This is a genomic window from Mesorhizobium salmacidum (SeqCode), from assembly GCF_037179605.1.
Classification (GTDB): domain Bacteria; phylum Pseudomonadota; class Alphaproteobacteria; order Rhizobiales; family Rhizobiaceae; genus Mesorhizobium; species Mesorhizobium salmacidum.
Window position 1 is genome coordinate 1 of record NZ_JAPYKS010000053.1, and the last position, 14,945, is coordinate 14,945.

General features: G+C 61.9%; 13 protein-coding genes, 1 pseudogene and 1 riboswitch. Of the genes and pseudogenes, 9 read left to right on the forward strand and 5 right to left on the reverse strand.

The features are described 5' to 3' along the window. On the reverse strand, positions 1 to 665 hold a 665-nt coding region (locus tag O7A60_RS31035), incomplete at its 3' end, for a KUP/HAK/KT family potassium transporter (RefSeq protein ID WP_337109472.1). Between the two features lie 584 nt (positions 666 to 1,249). After that, positions 1,250 to 1,366: riboswitch (TPP riboswitch) on the forward strand. A gap of 103 nt (positions 1,367 to 1,469) precedes the next feature. On the opposite strand from O7A60_RS31035, the gene thiC reads away from it, so the two are divergent. The 6 genes from thiC to O7A60_RS31065 are packed head-to-tail and all read left to right on the forward strand — an operon-like array spanning position 1,470 to position 6,580. Then, positions 1,470 to 3,287: a phosphomethylpyrimidine synthase ThiC gene (gene thiC / locus O7A60_RS31040; protein ID WP_337109473.1), complete on the forward strand. Its 1,818-nt coding sequence runs from the start codon at positions 1,470 to 1,472 to the stop codon at positions 3,285 to 3,287. Further along, on the forward strand, positions 3,284 to 4,285 hold the full coding sequence (gene thiO / locus O7A60_RS31045) for a glycine oxidase ThiO (RefSeq protein ID WP_337109474.1): 1,002 nt from the start codon (positions 3,284 to 3,286) through the stop codon (positions 4,283 to 4,285). Before thiC ends, thiO begins: the two co-directional genes overlap by 4 nt. Next, positions 4,254 to 4,451, forward strand: a complete 198-nt coding sequence (gene thiS / locus O7A60_RS31050; RefSeq protein ID WP_337109475.1) for a sulfur carrier protein ThiS — start codon at positions 4,254 to 4,256, stop codon at positions 4,449 to 4,451. Before thiO ends, thiS begins: the two co-directional genes overlap by 32 nt. A 1-nt stretch (position 4,452) precedes the next feature. After that, positions 4,453 to 5,226 (forward strand): thiazole synthase, encoded by a 774-nt coding sequence (locus O7A60_RS31055; protein ID WP_337109476.1) that lies wholly within the window; start codon positions 4,453 to 4,455, stop codon positions 5,224 to 5,226. Then, entirely contained in the window at positions 5,223 to 5,828 is a 606-nt protein-coding gene (locus tag O7A60_RS31060; protein WP_337109477.1) for a thiamine phosphate synthase, read from the forward strand. Before O7A60_RS31055 ends, O7A60_RS31060 begins: the two co-directional genes overlap by 4 nt. Continuing rightward, a complete protein-coding gene (locus O7A60_RS31065) occupies positions 5,819 to 6,580 on the forward strand; it encodes a hydroxymethylpyrimidine/phosphomethylpyrimidine kinase (protein WP_337109483.1) in 762 nt (253 codons plus the stop codon). Before O7A60_RS31060 ends, O7A60_RS31065 begins: the two co-directional genes overlap by 10 nt. A gap of 222 nt (positions 6,581 to 6,802) precedes the next feature. Here O7A60_RS31065 and O7A60_RS31070 read toward each other — a convergent pair whose 3' ends face one another. Then, positions 6,803 to 8,197, reverse strand: coding sequence for a dicarboxylate/amino acid:cation symporter (locus O7A60_RS31070; RefSeq protein ID WP_337109478.1), 1,395 nt, complete (start codon positions 8,195 to 8,197; stop codon positions 6,803 to 6,805). 230 nt (positions 8,198 to 8,427) lie between these two features. On the opposite strand from O7A60_RS31070, the gene O7A60_RS31075 reads away from it, so the two are divergent. Both O7A60_RS31075 and O7A60_RS31080 read left to right on the forward strand, forming a co-directional pair. Continuing rightward, the gene (locus tag O7A60_RS31075) at positions 8,428 to 10,287 is read left to right on the forward strand and encodes a sensor histidine kinase (RefSeq protein ID WP_337109479.1); all 1,860 of its coding nucleotides are present in this window, start codon (positions 8,428 to 8,430) and stop codon (positions 10,285 to 10,287) included. Between the two features lie 6 nt (positions 10,288 to 10,293). Then, positions 10,294 to 11,634 (forward strand): sigma-54-dependent transcriptional regulator, encoded by a 1,341-nt coding sequence (locus O7A60_RS31080; RefSeq protein WP_337109480.1) that lies wholly within the window; start codon positions 10,294 to 10,296, stop codon positions 11,632 to 11,634. Positions 11,635 to 12,545: 911 nt separating this feature from the next. Here the strand turns inward: O7A60_RS31080 and O7A60_RS31085 are convergent. After that, complete coding sequence (locus tag O7A60_RS31085; RefSeq protein WP_027146322.1) at positions 12,546 to 12,824, reverse strand: DNA -binding domain-containing protein; 279 nt, start codon at positions 12,822 to 12,824, stop codon at positions 12,546 to 12,548. Between the two features lie 109 nt (positions 12,825 to 12,933). Between O7A60_RS31085 and O7A60_RS31090 the strand changes: the two genes are divergently transcribed. After that, positions 12,934 to 13,149 carry a helix-turn-helix domain-containing protein gene (locus O7A60_RS31090; RefSeq protein ID WP_337109481.1) on the forward strand — a complete coding sequence of 72 codons (216 nt, stop codon included), beginning with the start codon at positions 12,934 to 12,936 and terminating at the stop codon, positions 13,147 to 13,149. A gap of 192 nt (positions 13,150 to 13,341) precedes the next feature. On the opposite strand, the pseudogene O7A60_RS31095 reads toward O7A60_RS31090, so the two are convergent. Both O7A60_RS31095 and O7A60_RS31100 read right to left on the reverse strand, forming a co-directional pair. Next, positions 13,342 to 13,755: pseudogene (locus tag O7A60_RS31095) on the reverse strand (leucine zipper domain-containing protein); the annotation flags it as partial. A gap of 374 nt (positions 13,756 to 14,129) precedes the next feature. Further along, positions 14,130 to 14,945 (reverse strand): M16 family metallopeptidase (locus tag O7A60_RS31100; protein WP_337109482.1); only part of this gene is annotated, 816 nt, incomplete at its 5' end.

Below are 14,945 nucleotides of genomic sequence, written 5' to 3' on the forward strand. Positions count from 1 at the left end.
AAAGCGACGATATAGTGCGGGCTGACGGCCCACAGGATTTCCGGATCGACGATGATGTGATTGATGCCGGATAGGCCGATGGCCAGGAACCATACCGCGGTCACCGGGCCGAACACCAGCCCAACGCCGCCGGTACCGAAGCGCTGGACGGCAAACACCATGGCGAGGATGACCAGCGTCAATGGCACGACATACGGCTGGAAGGTGGGCGTGACGACATTCATGCCCTCGACCGCCGACAGCACCGAAATCGCCGGCGTGATGACCGCGTCACCGAAAAACAACGAGGCGCCGATGATGCCAATGCCGAGCATCAGCGCCGAACGCTTCGGAAAACTGCCGCGGGCCAGCGCCATCAGCGACAGCACGCCACCCTCGCCGCGATTGTCGGCCCGCAGCACGAACATGATGTACTTTACCGTGACGGTAATCGTGAGCGACCAGATGATCAGCGACAGCACGCCGAGAATATCTGTGCGGTCAGCGATATTGCCGCCAGACGAAGCATGCAACGCCTCACGTAGCGCATAGATCGGGCTGGTGCCGATATCGCCGTAGACCACACCGAGCGCACCCAGCATCAACAACTCAGTACTTTGAGCCGAGCCGGGATGTTGAGCCAGTTCCCCACCGTCCCCATTATTGGCAGAATCCACGACGACCATTCGTATGCTCCCACAGGTGCTCTGTTCTACAGCCAAGGCAATCCTGGATTTGAGAGGCGCGCCTCCTTGCGAGGGTGCCTCGGCCGATAGAGCGGCGCGACGAGGGGAGGAGCAGTACTCGCCGTGCTGCCGCTATCGGCCGAGGCGTCCGGGTACTGGCCATAGGGGCTGCCAGTTGAACTTATTGGCGCGCCACCCGGTCGCTCGTCGCGTCGACGAGCAATATTGGCTCTCGCGCTTGTCTTACGAATCAATAAGACAATATTTCTGCTGAAATCTGAAACATCTTTGGCTCACTATACAAAAACGTGAACTGCATAAATACAGACTTCCTATGTGATCTTTCTCCGTTCACCATCGACTTGTGAGCTTTGAAAGTCAATATCTTGATGGTTTCAGATGTAGCATTTCGGAAGGCTTGTCATAGCACATGAGCGTCCAGATCTTCATCGCCTCGCGACGATAAAAGCGAGCGCGTACCGAACGGTTCCCATTCTGCATGGCAGTGGCCTTCCGTCCGACTTTGCCCCTTCCGCTGCGGGGCGAATGCGCTTGACAAAGTGGCGACAGCCCGTTCAATTCGAAGCATTCACCAGGGGAGTCCCGGCAAGGGGCTGAGATACTGCTGGCTTTCGCGGCGCAGTGACCCGTTGAACCTGATCCAGTTCATACTGGCGTAGGGACGGTGCAAGCGCTTTGCGGAGTTCATGCCCGAAGACCTGTTTCGAACAGGTCGACCAAAGCGTCTTTTCATCCTTCCGGCACAGAACTGGGTCTCCGATGCATGAGCAAAGGAGCCTCAAGATGAATGCCCTCACCCCCGCCGTGTCGACGGGACCCCTGCCCGCCTCCCGCAAGATACACGAGCAAGGCACCCTCCACCCGCAGATCAGGGTGCCGATGCGCGAAATCTCCGTCCATCGGACCGCCGGCGAGCCACCGGTCACCGTCTATGATCCGTCCGGCCCCTATACAGATCCGACTGTCGAAACCAGCATCGAAAAGGGCCTCGCCCGGCATCGCCACGAATGGATCGCGACGCGCGGCGACGTCGAGGCCTATGACGGCCGCCATGTGCGCCCGGAAGACAACGGCTTTGCGACTGGCGAGCGCCTGACGCCGGAATTTCCCATTCGCAATCGGCCGCTCAAGGCCAAGCAGGGCAAGGCCGTCACCCAGCTCGCCTATGCCCGCGCCGGCATCATCACGCCCGAAATGGAATTCGTCGCCATTCGCGAGAACCTTGGACGCGAGATCCTGCAAGGCAAGCTGCAGCGGGACGGCGAGGCCTTCGGTGCCTCGATACCGGATTTCGTCACGGCGGAATTCGTGCGTGAGGAAGTGGCACGCGGACGTGCAATCATCCCCGCCAACATCAACCACCCCGAAAGTGAGCCGATGATCATCGGCCGCAATTTCCTGGTCAAGATCAACGCCAATATCGGCAATTCGGCGATCACATCATCGATGGCCGAAGAGGTCGAAAAGATGATCTGGGCGATCCGCTGGGGCGCCGACACAGTGATGGACCTGTCTACGGGCCGCAACATCCACAACATCCGCGAATGGATCGTGCGCAATTCACCAGTCCCGATCGGCACGGTGCCGCTCTATCAGGCGCTGGAGAAGGTCGGCGGCATCGCCGAGGACCTGAATTGGGAGGTCTATCGCGATACGCTGATCGAACAGGCCGAGCAGGGCGTCGACTATTTCACTATCCATGCCGGCGTCCGTCTGCATTACATCCCGCTGACCGTCGAGCGGGTTACCGGCATTGTCAGCAGAGGCGGCTCGATCATGGCCAAATGGTGCCTGCACCATCACCGGGAAAGCTTCCTCTACGAGCATTTCGAAGAAATCTGCGACATCTGCCGCGCCTATGACGTCTCGTTCTCGCTCGGCGACGGCCTTCGCCCCGGCTCGATCGCCGACGCCAACGATGCCGCGCAATTCGCCGAACTGGAAACGCTTGGCGAACTGACGAAGATCGCATGGGCCAAGGATTGCCAGGTGATGATCGAGGGGCCTGGCCATGTTCCCATGCACAAGATCAAGGAGAACATGGACAAGCAGCTCGCTGTCTGCGGCGAGGCGCCGTTCTATACGCTCGGACCGCTGACGACCGATATCGCGCCAGGCTACGACCACATCACTTCCGGCATCGGCGCGGCGATGATCGGCTGGTTCGGCACCGCCATGCTCTGCTATGTCACGCCAAAGGAGCATCTCGGCCTGCCTGACCGCAACGACGTCAAGACCGGCGTCATCACCTACAAGATAGCCGCACACGCGGCAGATCTGGCGAAAGGCCACCCGGCGGCGAAAATCAGGGATGATGCCCTTTCCCGCGCGCGCTTCGAGTTCCGCTGGGAAGACCAGTTCAACCTGTCGCTCGATCCCGAGACGGCGCGCTCGTTCCACGACGAGACGTTGCCAAAGGAGGCACATAAAGTTGCGCATTTCTGCTCGATGTGCGGACCGAAATTCTGCTCCATGCGCATCTCCCACGACATTCGCGCGGAAGCGCAAAAGGAGGGGATGGCGGCGATGGCGGAGAAGTATCGCGCCGGCGGCGATCTCTATATGCCAGTGCGCGACGCCGATGCGGCCGAGCCGTCATGAGGGTGCTTGTGCAAGGGGCCGGCGTCGCTGGCCTCACCGCCGCCTTCGAGCTCGCCAGCCGCGGCGCTGCGGTGACGGTTTCGGAGATAAGACCTTCCCTCGGCGGCAACGCGTCGTGGTTCGCCGGCGGCATGCTGGCGCCATGGTGCGAGTGTGAAAGTGCCGAGCAGCTGGTGCTGGATCTCGGACGCGACGCCGCCGACTGGTGGGATACGGCAACGCCCGGGCAGGTGACGCGGGCCGGAACACTGGTTGTGGCCGCGCCGCGCGACGCGGGCGAGCTCGACCGCTTCGCCAGCCGCACCTCAGGCCATCGGCGTGTCGACGAAGACGAAATCGCGCTCCTCGAGCCCGACCTCGCCGGTCGCTTCCGCCGTGGACTGCTTTTCCCCGACGAGGCTCATCTCGACCCGCGTCAGGCCATGACGGCACTTTATGACAGGCTCGCGGCCATGGAGGTCGCATTCCGCTTTGGCACCGACGCCCGGCGGATTTTCGGTTTCGACCGCCAGATCGACTGCACGGGAATGGCCACTGTAGACGGCAGGCTGCGCGGCGTTCGCGGCGAGATGTTGATCCTGCGCACGCCCGACGTCTCGCTGTCGCGCCCGGTCCGGCTGCTTCATCGGCGCTTTCCGCTCTACGTCGTGCCGCGGGCCGACCACCGTTTCATGATCGGCGCGACGATGATCGAAAGCCAGTCCGGGGGATCGATCACAGTCCGTTCGATGATGGAGTTGCTCAGCACTGCCTGCGCCCTGTATCCGGCCTTTGGCGAGGCTGAGGTTCTTGAAACCGGTGTCGGGGTTCGTCCAGCTTTTCCCAACAATCTGCCGCTAGTCGAAGCGAGCGGAGACACCGTTAGGATCAACGGCCTCTATCGTCATGGTTTTCTTCTGGCCCCGGCCATGGCGCGCCAGGCGGCAGACTTTCTCTTCAGCAAAGACAAACCCGTGGAGCTTGCTCATGAAACTGACCGTCAACGGCGAAGTGCTTGAGATTGACGCCACGACACTGGCGGCACTGCTTGCCGACCTCGATTATGAAGGCGATTGGCTGGCGACAGCCGTCAACAGCGACCTTGTCCACAAGGCCAGGCGGGCGGAATTCCAGTTGAGCGAAGGCGACCGGATCGAGATCCTCTCGCCGATGCAGGGAGGCTAGCATGTTCGAGCTTTTCGGGACGCCACTTTCCTCCCGGCTGCTGCTCGGCACGGCGCAATATCCTTCGCCGGCCATCCTTGCCGATGCGGTCAAGGCGTCAGGCACCTCCGTGGTGACCGTCTCCTTGCGGCGTGAGATGGCGGGCGGCAGGGCCGGCGAAAAATTCTGGTCGCTGATTCGATCGCTCGGCACGAAAATCCTGCCCAACACTGCCGGCTGCCACTCCATCAAGGAAGCGGTCACGACTGCGAACATGGCGCGCGAAGTGTTCGGGACGAGTTGGATCAAGCTCGAAGTGATCGGCAACCACGACACACTACAGCCGGACGTGTTCGGCCTTGTCGAAGCCGCTCGCATCTTGTGCGAGGACGGCTTTTCGGTATTCCCCTATACCACCGACGACCTCGTCGTCGCCGAGCGGCTGCTGGAGGCTGGCTGCAAGGTCTTGATGCCGTGGTGCGCGCCGATCGGTTCAGCCCTCGGGCCGGTCAACATCCCGGCGCTGCGCTCGATGCGCGGGCATTTCCCCAATGTTCCGTTGATTGTCGATGCCGGACTCGGACGGCCGTCGCACGCGGCAACCGTGATGGAACTTGGCTTTGACGCCGTGCTCTTGAACACCGCGGTTGCCAAGGCAGCCGATCCGGTCGGCATGGCTGGTGCGTTCGGCAAGGCGGTCGATGCCGGACGTGAGGCTTTCTGCTCGGGAATGCTCGAACCGCGCGATATCGCCATACCGTCGACGCCGACGTTCGGCAAGGCGGTTTTCCCATGAATCTCGATCCCTTCTATCTGATCGTCGACAGGGCCGGATGGATCGAACGGCTGGTGCCACTTGGCGTCAAGCTGGTGCAGTTGCGCATGAAGGACAGGGATGAGGCCACGCTGCGGACGGAAATCCGCCGCGCGAACGACGTCTGCACGGTCCATGGTTGCCAACTGATCATCAACGACTATTGGCGGCTGGCCATCGAGGAAGGCTGCGACTTCGTCCATCTCGGTCAAGAGGATTTGGCTGCGGCCGATCTGCTGGCGATTGAATACGCCGGATTGAAGCTCGGGCTTTCGACCCACGATCACACCGAACTGGAAACGGCGCTGGCGGCCGAGCCGGACTATGTGGCGCTGGGACCCATTTATCCGACTAGCCTCAAGAAGATGAAATGGGCGCCGCAAGGGCTCGAACGGATCAGCGCGTGGAAGCGACAAGTTGCACCGATTCCATTGGTTGCCATCGGCGGCCTCAACCCTGACCGGCTCGACGGTATCTTCGAGGCTGGCGCAGACTGCGCTGCGGTGGTCACCGACATCACGTTGAATGCCGATCCGGAAGCACGCACACGGGAATGGATCCGAAAGACGGAGCGATGGCGCTGAAGCGAGAACCGCATGTGCTTGTCGTTGGCGGATCGGACTCCAGTGGCGGCGCCGGCTTGGCGCGCGATATCGAGACGATCTCTGCCGTCGGCGTGCGCACCTGTCTTGCCATCACCGCGGTGACGGTGCAGACCCACGATGCCGTCATCGCAATCCATCACCAGCAACCCGGGCTGGTCGCCGAGCAGATGCGCGCAGCATTGCGGGCCAACAAGGTGTCGGCCATCAAGATCGGCATGCTCTCAACGCGGCGGGTCATTGTCGCGGTCGCGGCCGTGCTCAGCGAATATCTATTGATACCGGTTGTACTTGACCCTGTGCTGGCTTCCTCTTCGGGCAGGCCACTGCTGGAAGCGAACGCGATCGGCGCCATGAAGGGGGATCTCATGCCGCTCTGCCGGCTCGTCACGCCAAATCTCATCGAGCTGGCGGCCCTTGTCGGATCGCAACTGGCAGCGGACGATGATGACGCGCTCCAGCAGGGAAAAAGATTGCTTGCAGCCGGGCCGCAGGCGTTGTTGCTTAAGGGTGGCCACGCGACGGGACCGCGATCAACAGATATTTTGCTGCGTCCCGATCAAGAACCCGTCCGTTTCGACGCGCTTCGTCTTGATGGAACGATGCGCGGGACGGGCTGCATGCTGGCCAGCGCCATCGCCGCGCATCTGGCGAATGCGACGTCGCTCGAAGAGAGCGTGCTCGCAAGCAAGCGATTTGTGCTCAACAGGCTTAAAGAGAACTCTGCCCGATGATCCTCAAAGCCATCCGCGCTCCAATCAAGAGATTGAGTCGGCTCCGGCGCCGACCGATGCGAGACTGGTAAACTTAGCGTCATTGCTGGAGCCACAGGCGCCCTCGTCGAGTCATAAGTCGGAAAATTGCAAGGGATGACGGCCAGCAGTTCGTTCCGCTGGTCGATGGTGCGAGCGGCCGCCAAACCCGCCCGGCAGCAAAGCCGCCGGGGCTGAATCGTCTCAATGAGGTTTGCTTTCATACATCTCGTGGCCCCAGACCCGTGGTCGATCGCTGGGTGAGGTCGAGACATCCTCGACTTGCGGCAGTGACAGTTCTGCGTCGTCCGGCAATTCACCGGCCATGGCCGCGGCGAGCTTCGCCTGATCGAGCTCCTTTTCCCAGCGTGCCACGACAATCGTTGCGACCGCATTGCCGACGAGGTTGGTCAGCGCCCGGCACTCCGACATGAAGCGGTCGACGCCGAGGATCAGCGCCATACCGGCAACCGGCACGGCGGGCACGACCGACAGCGTCGCCGCCAGCGTGATGAAGCCAGCGCCGGTTATGCCGGCGGCACCCTTGGAGCTGAGCATGGCGACGAGAAGCAAAAGGACCTGGTCGCCAAGAGTGAGGGGCGTGTCGGTCGCCTGTGCGATGAACAATGCCGCCAGCGTCATGTAGATGTTGGTGCCGTCGAGGTTGAAGGAATAGCCCGTCGGGATGACCAGGCCCACGACGGAGCGCTTGCAGCCGGCACGTTCCATCTTGACCATCAAGCCGGGGAGCGCCGCCTCTGACGAGGAGGTGCCGAGAACCAGGAGCAACTCTTCCTTGATGTAGCGGATTAGCGCCAGAATCGAGAAGCCGTTGTATCGGGCAACCGCGCCGAGCACCATCAGCACGAACAGCAGCGAGGTCGCGTAGAACGTGCCGATCAGCATGGCGAGATTGGCCATCGAGCCTATCCCGTATTTGCCAATGGTAAAGGCCATCGCGCCGAAGGCGCCGATGGGGGCTGCCTTCATCAATATCGCGACAAGGCGGAAAATCGGTGCGGTCAGCGCCTGCAGAAAATCGAGGACGGCACGGCCGCGGTCGCCGACCAGCCCCATCGCAATGCCGAACAGCACAGAAAAGAACAGCACCTGCAAAACATCGCCCTGCACGAAGGCGCCGGTGATCGTATCGGGGATGATGTTCATCAGGAAGCCGACGATGGTCGTTTCATGCGCCTTTTCGGTAAAGGTCATCACCTTCGATGCGTCGAGCGTGGCCGGATTGATGTGCATGCCGGCGCCGGGCTGGACAACGTTCGAGACGATGAGGCCGATAACCAGAGCCAGCGTCGAGAAGACCAGGAAATAGATCATCGCCTTACCGGCGACACGGCCGACTTTCTGCAGGTCGGATACGCCGGCAATGCCAGTCGCGACCGTCAGGAAGATCACCGGCGCGATGATCATCTTCACCAGTTTGATGAAGGCGTCGCCAAACGGCTTCATCGCGGCACCTGTCTCCGGATAGAAATGTCCAAGCAGCACGCCTGCGGCGATTGCCACAAGGACCTGCACATAGAGATGCCGATAGAAGGGAACCTTGCCGCGCGGCTCGGCAGCAGCAATCGTTGTCTGCATGATATCCTCCGTTGCGCCCGGAAGACCCGACCTCCCGGGACCTTAGGCTTCATCAGCCTCGCGGCTGCTGAATTGAGTTCGCAACCGGCGTGCCAGACGCGCCCTCCTGTCGCTAAATCCTTGATCTCTCAGGCATCATCATCAATTCACGCGCTTTGCATCTGGGCAAAAAGTGCGGCTGCCCGCACAAATTCGATTGTCCGTTGTGCGAAATTATGCACAGATGGGCGATGCCGCAGCGCCGCGCCTCCGATCTCTCTTCGACGCCCGAGCAACTCGGCAGGCGTGCGGTCCGGGTCTGGCTTGGGTTCGCGGCGATAGGGTTCGCGATCACTGCCGCGGCGCTCCAGGGCTCCGGCCTCTACGCGCGGGATAGCGAGCTCAAGGCGCTGGCGGCACAGGCGCGCACAGATGCCGACCTGAAAGTGGCGCTGCTTAGCGCTGTTTTGGAAAATCCACGCGCACTGCCGCTGCTGCTATCGGAGGACCAGCAGGTGCATGATGCCCTGGCGCGGCGCGATGCCGTCGCGATCGATGTGTTGAACCGCAAGCTTGAAAGCCTTGTCTCGGGCACCAAGGCATCGGTGCTCTACGTTGCTGGCACGGACGGCATAGCGGCCGCGTCTAGCAACTGGCGCGAGCCGAACAGCTTTGTGGGCGGCAACTACGGCTTTCGCGCCTATTTCTCCGAGGCGATGAAAACCGGAACAGCCGAATATTTCGCGCTCGGCAATGTCAGCAAGCATCCCGGTCTTTACATTTCGCGGCGTGTCGGTAGCGCCACGGCTCCTCTCGGCGTCGTCGTCGTCAAGATGGAATTCGACCAGCTCGAGCAGAACTGGCGCCGGGCGAATTGGCCGACCTATGTCAGTGACGAACATGGTGTCGTGCTGGTCACCAGCATTCCATCCTGGCGCTTCATGACGACAGCAGCCCTGGCCGGGCCCAACCTTGCCGCGATCCGGGAAAGCGAGCAGGTCGGAGATGCGCCGCTTATGCCCTTGCCGATCACGCGACCCGAGGCATTGAGCCAGGAGGTATCGATTGTCCATGTCGTCACGCCAGGCAGCAACGAGGCGGAATATCTGCGCCTCTCGAGCCCGGTCCCCACCACGCCCTGGCGGCTCGACTATCTCGTCCCTGTGGAAGTGCCGGTCGCTGCCGCTGTCCGCGTCATGCGGCTTCTCGCACTTGGAATCGTGCTTCCGCTCCTCGGCCTGGCTGCATATCTGCTATGGCGCCGGCAATCAGCGCAAATGCGGATCGCGACCGAACAGGCGGCGCGCTCCGAGCTCGAACGGCGTGTCGCCGAACGGACCCAAGATCTGAGCCGCGCCCGCGATCGGCTACAGTCAGAGATCGTCGGCCACCGCAGTACGGAAGCGAAACTCCAGGTAGTGCAGCAGGAACTGGTCCAGGCAAATCGACTGGCCATCCTTGGCCAGGTCGCGGCCGGCGTAGCGCATGAGATCAACCAACCCGTTGCCACCATCCGGGCCTATGCGGACAATGCCCGCACCTTCCTGGAGCGCAAGCAGACCGCTCCGGTCGAGGAGAACCTTGGCGCCATAGCCGCGCTGACGGAGCGCATCGGCTCGATCACCGAGAACTTGAAGGCCTTCGCCCGCAAGGGCCGTACCGCGGCTGGCCCCGTAGAATTGCGCGCCGTCATTGAGAGTGCAGTCGTGTTGCTGCGAAGCCGATTTGGCGGCCGGCTCGACGCGCTTGTCGTCGAGCCCGCGCCCGCTCCGTTCAAGGTCATGGGAAGTCGAGTCCGGCTCGAACAGGTGCTGATCAATCTGTTTCAGAACGCGCTGGAAGCGCTTGAGGGCTGCGACCATGCTAGGGTGGAAGTTTCGGTGGAGGAAACGGCTGAGGGCGTGGCGCTCAGCGTATTGGACAACGGGCCAGGCATCCCGCCGGCGATGCTGAACTCGCTGTTCACGCCGTTCAACACGTCGAAGGAAACTGGCCTGGGTCTCGGCTTGGTGATCTCGAAGGAAATCGTCGCCGACTATGGCGGGCGTATCGAGGTCGCGAGCGGCGACAGTGGCACATGCTTCACCGTTTATCTTTTGAAGGCAGCGTAATCGAGCATGACGCACCAGAGTGTAGCACCGGTCATCCTGATCGATGACGACCGTGACCTCCTGAAAGCCACCGCCCAGACGCTCGAGCTTGCGGGATTCGCGGTGTCGGCGTTTTCGATGGCGTCGAAGGCCCTGGACGGGATCGATTCCGATTTTGCCGGTGTGGTTGTGTCCGACATCCGCATGCCCGAGATCGATGGATTGCAGCTTTTCGACCGCATCCTGCGGCTCGATCCCGACATCCCCGTCATCCTCATCACCGGTCACGGAGACGTCCCAATGGCAGTCAAGGCGATCAAGGACGGCGCCTACGACTTCATCACCAAGCCGTTTGCCGCTGACGGACTGACACAGAGTGTGCGGCGGGCAGCTGAAAAACGCCGCCTAACCATGGAGAACCGGGCTCTGCGCGAGGCGGGCGAGTTGGCACAGGACAGCTTGCCGCTGATCGGCCAGACGCCGGCGATGGAAAGACTGCGCCATACGCTGAGGCAAATCGCGGACACCGACGTCGACGTGCTGGTGACCGGGGAGACCGGCTCCGGCAAGGAGGTGGTGGCCGGATTGCTGCACCGCTGGAGCCGCCGCGCCAAGGGCAATTTCGTCGCGCTGAATTGCGGGACTTTGCCGGAGACGGTGATCGAAAGCGAGTTGTTCGGCCACGAGGCAGGCGCTTTCACCGGCGCGCAGAAAAAGCGGATCGGTCGCGTCGAGCATTCAAGCGGCGGCACGCTGTTCCTCGACGAAATCGAAAGCATGCCGGCGTCCACACAGGTGCGAATGTTGCGTGTGCTGGAAATGCGCGAGGTCATGCCGCTCGGTACCAACGACGTAAGGCCGGTGGATCTGCGCGTGGTCGCCGCGGCCAAGGTTGATCTTGGCGACCCGCGCCAGCGCGGTAATTTCCGCGAGGATCTCTACTATCGGCTCAATGTGGTGACCGTCTCCATTCCACCGCTACGCGAGCGCCGCGACGATATTGCTCTTCTGTTCGGCTACTTCGCAGAGCGTGCGGCAGCCCGCTTCCGCCGCCCGGTGCCTGCCGGACCTGCATCGGTGCACCGGTATCTGGACGAGCATGACTGGCCGGGCAATGTGCGCGAATTGGCGCATTTTGCCGAACGTTTCGTGCTCGGGGTGGAACAAGAAATGCGGACGCTACCCTCTGATGCGGCTGGCTCGCTGCCGGAGCGCTTGGAGCGCTACGAGGCCGAGATCATCCGCGAGACGCTCGGCCGCAACGGCGGAGACGTCAGGCGAACGGTCGAGGCGTTGGGCATTCCGCGGAAGACCTTTTACGACAAGTTGCAGCGCCACGGCATCGTGCGGGGCGACTTTTCCAAGTAGTCGGCCATCTTCAAACTTGGTGCAAAAGCCCTCGACGTACGTCAAGGGCAGGCCGCAGGTGCTCAAGACAGGCCCAAAAGCTTTTTTCTTCTTCGATTGGTGTCGAATGAACTCGAACGATTCGGCTTTTCGGTCCTCCTGAAGAAACGTCCGGAAAGGACGAAGCACGACCTGTTTTCTGCTGCGCGGGCTGGCTGCCGAATCTCATCTTCATAACCAAGTTGGGATTCTCGTGGGGACCACATCGGGCTTTGGGTGCGCTGGATAGGCACGGCCGTCCCATGCCATTGTGACATGAATGGCTTCCCGCGGCCGCTCGCGGCGTTAAGCGTATGTTTACCGTAGTTCGGCATGGTTCAATTCTGCGGTTATGTTTCGAGTACCGCAGCCCTACAAGCTTCCAGGCAACATGCCCGCGCCTCCTCAGGCGCGGGTCTTCCGTTCGCACCGCTGGAAAAAGTAGATTTCCGAAACGATGAATCGACGGGACGCGGCCTAGACCTCAGCAGGGGCGCCATGCACCTTTTTGAGCGGCACGAGGAAGCTGCTTCGCATCCGAGGTCTCGCTCCCCATCGTCGAAGCGCGATTGCGGAGGAAGGCGCGTTGTGCGGGCGGTAAGCAGCCCGCGTCATCAACGGCGCCGAGATTGAGAATGTGCCATAGCTTGGTTCGCTGAGGCAGTGAACCCGGAGGGGCGCCGAGCCGACATCCATTGCAGGACCCGCCGGGATCCGGAGGCTCGGTTAGAATTCTCCTTGCGGTAGAACAATGGCTGGACTTCGAGCAGGCTGTCCGGTTCACCAGCCTAAGTGATATGTGTCTCGTAGCGACGGCGCGAGAGCCTGCTGCTCTTTCGGCAGTCAAAAAGTCAGCAATCGCGCATCAGCAGACCCCATCGGGCCAGTCGGTTTCAGTGCGGTGCTCCACCAGCCAGAAGATAGCGATAGCCGTTCGTGGTCATCCATCGGGCTCGCGCGAGATGTGTTTCCCATGCTCGGAATGCTCGTTCCGGCTCCTTCGTCGGATCGATATGCAGAACGATCCTTGCCACGTCGCGCCAGTCGGCGTTCTCCGCCGCCGCATCGAGAAGGCGGATGTAAGTGAGCAGTCGCTCCTCGTCATAGCCGGTCAGGATGGGGGCATCTGGGGCGACGTCGGCAACGTCGGGATCGAGTAGCGGTTTGAGCACAGGAAAACCATCCCCCTTCAACAAGCACTCTTCAGATCGGGTCCCTACTCTAGCGAATAGGAACGATCATTCCTAGAACGTCAGTTCCTCTTCTGATTCCTAGTCGGTCATGGATCTCAAGGAGATCTTGGCCATCAATTTGCGTCGTTTGCGCCAGGATCAGGATCTGACGCAGGAGGAGCTGGCAGCCCGTTCTGGGCTGAGCATGCGTTATGTCGGCTCGATCAAGCGTGCTCGGGTTTCGGCCAGCGTCAGCGTTCTTGGTAGAATTGCAGATGCGTTTGAGGTGGACCCATGCGAGCTCATCAGAATCGCAAAACGGTAAGTCCGGAGTGTCTGCGGATCCGACCGGCTCTGCAGCCTGCCAAAGTCTAGCGGCCCGGTGTCATTGCCCGGCGCTTTGTTCTACCTTAGCCGGCTTTTGGGCTTGGGTGGAAGCGCGGCGATCTTCTCCTGCCTTCACCAGGCGACCGTACGTCTGCAGAGTTCGAGCAGATGGTCGTGCTCAGCACGAATCCTCGATGTGGATCATTTCGCCTGGGTGCTCGCGCGTAGCCTACTACCGGGCGGCCGGTTCCAAGTCCGCCAGTCGCGAAAGGCCCGCGCGCGCAAGCACCCGACTCACCGTCGCTGGCGAAACGCCAACCTCATGCGCGATATGCTGGCCGGTGAGGCGCTGGCGCCGCAGCGCCACGATCCGCTCGACGATCGACGGCTCGGTGGCGCTGGGGCTGTGCTTGGGTCGCGACGAGCGGTCGGCCATGCCGGCCCGGCCCTCAGCTTTATAGCGCTCGACCCAACGGGCCACGATCTTGCCCGTCACCGCATACCTCAACGCCGCTTGGGCTTGGGAAAGGCCGCCTTCTATCACCGACAGCGCCATTTCCTCTCGACGCAGCGGCGTCAGACGGGCATTCTTATGGATATTCATTCGGACCCTCCGGCGAATCTGAAGCGCCAAAGACCTGCGGTTGGTCAAGAGAAACCCACAGCACATGCGTGCTTGTGGCCAGGCTCGCCCGCGGGGGGTTCACCACCGATTGGGCTACGCCGCGGTACTCGGCTGCTCGGCGTATCGGTAACGCCACAAACCTGCGCTGGGTACCGGGCTTTTGTGCGTGAGGCTATGAGGATGGAAAGCAGAACCATCCCATGGCTATCGAGAAGAAACGACTGCACGGTCGCTTGCGGGCGCGATCGGCAGGAGCGGTTTGTCGCGGACGGCAAGGCTGGGCGTCTGCCGCCCAGCCTTGCCGGTTCGTTTCGAGACCTCGATGACATAGAGGTGCGCCCCAAAAGTCGGGCTCATCCCTTGCCGGCGGCGGCCAGCGGCGGTCCGACCACCATGATGCTCGGCTCGGAGCTCAGCAGCTTCTTCGCCACCGCCTTGACCTGATCGCGCGTCACCGCGTCGATGAGGCCGGTGCGGCGCTGCATGTAGTCGATGCCGAGATCGTCGACCTGCAGCTCGACCAGCGTCGCGGCGATGGAACTCGACGAATTCAGATTGTTGATCGCGTAGGCGCCGATCAGATATTTCTTCGACGCCGCCAGTTCGGCCTCGGTCGGCCCATCCTCGGCCAGCCGCTTGACGACGTCGCGCACGATGCCGAGCGTCTCGGCCGCGCGGTCGGAACGCGTTCCGGTGGTGACGATCAGCGCGTCGGCGTGGTCCTGGTTCACCAGCGAGGATTTCACCCTGTAGGCCAGTCCGCGCTTTTCGCGCACTTCCTGCCACAGGCGCGAGGTGAAGGGGGCGCCGAGAATACGGTTCATCAAAACGGCGGGGAAGAAATCCGCCGCGTTGCGCTTCACGCCGGGCCAGGCGAGCTGCAGCGAGGTCTGCGGCAGGTCGTAGCTGACCTCGACACGCTGCGCCAGAGCAGGCGTGACGTCGGCGACCGGAGCGAGCGCCGGGTTCTGCGGCAGGTCTCCGAACACCAGATCCAGCTTCTTCTTCAGCGTTTCCGGGTCGATGGCTCCGACGACCGCGACATGCAGCTCGCCGCGCGCGAAGACTGCCTTGTGAAGGGCCTTCAGATCATCCTGAGTGATGGCGGCGATGCTCTGCCTGGTGCCCTGATCGGAGCGCGAATAGGGGTGGTCGCCATAGACGGCGCG

Excerpts from the sequence above, each read along its gene's own strand:
- thiC (WP_337109473.1), top strand. The coding sequence starts at position 1,470 with ATGAATGCCCTCACCCCCGCCGTGTCGACGGGACCCCTGCCCGCCTCC.
- thiO (WP_337109474.1), top strand. The coding sequence starts at position 3,284 with ATGAGGGTGCTTGTGCAAGGGGCCGGCGTCGCTGGCCTCACCGCCGCC.
- thiS (WP_337109475.1), top strand. The coding sequence starts at position 4,254 with ATGAAACTGACCGTCAACGGCGAAGTGCTTGAGATTGACGCCACGACA.
- O7A60_RS31055 (WP_337109476.1), top strand. The coding sequence starts at position 4,453 with ATGTTCGAGCTTTTCGGGACGCCACTTTCCTCCCGGCTGCTGCTCGGC.
- O7A60_RS31060 (WP_337109477.1), top strand. The coding sequence starts at position 5,223 with ATGAATCTCGATCCCTTCTATCTGATCGTCGACAGGGCCGGATGGATC.
- O7A60_RS31065 (WP_337109483.1), top strand. The coding sequence starts at position 5,819 with ATGGCGCTGAAGCGAGAACCGCATGTGCTTGTCGTTGGCGGATCGGAC.
- O7A60_RS31070 (WP_337109478.1), bottom strand. The coding sequence starts at position 8,197 with ATGCAGACAACGATTGCTGCTGCCGAGCCGCGCGGCAAGGTTCCCTTC.
- O7A60_RS31075 (WP_337109479.1), top strand. The coding sequence starts at position 8,428 with ATGCCGCAGCGCCGCGCCTCCGATCTCTCTTCGACGCCCGAGCAACTC.
- O7A60_RS31080 (WP_337109480.1), top strand. The coding sequence starts at position 10,294 with ATGACGCACCAGAGTGTAGCACCGGTCATCCTGATCGATGACGACCGT.
- O7A60_RS31090 (WP_337109481.1), top strand. The coding sequence starts at position 12,934 with ATGGATCTCAAGGAGATCTTGGCCATCAATTTGCGTCGTTTGCGCCAG.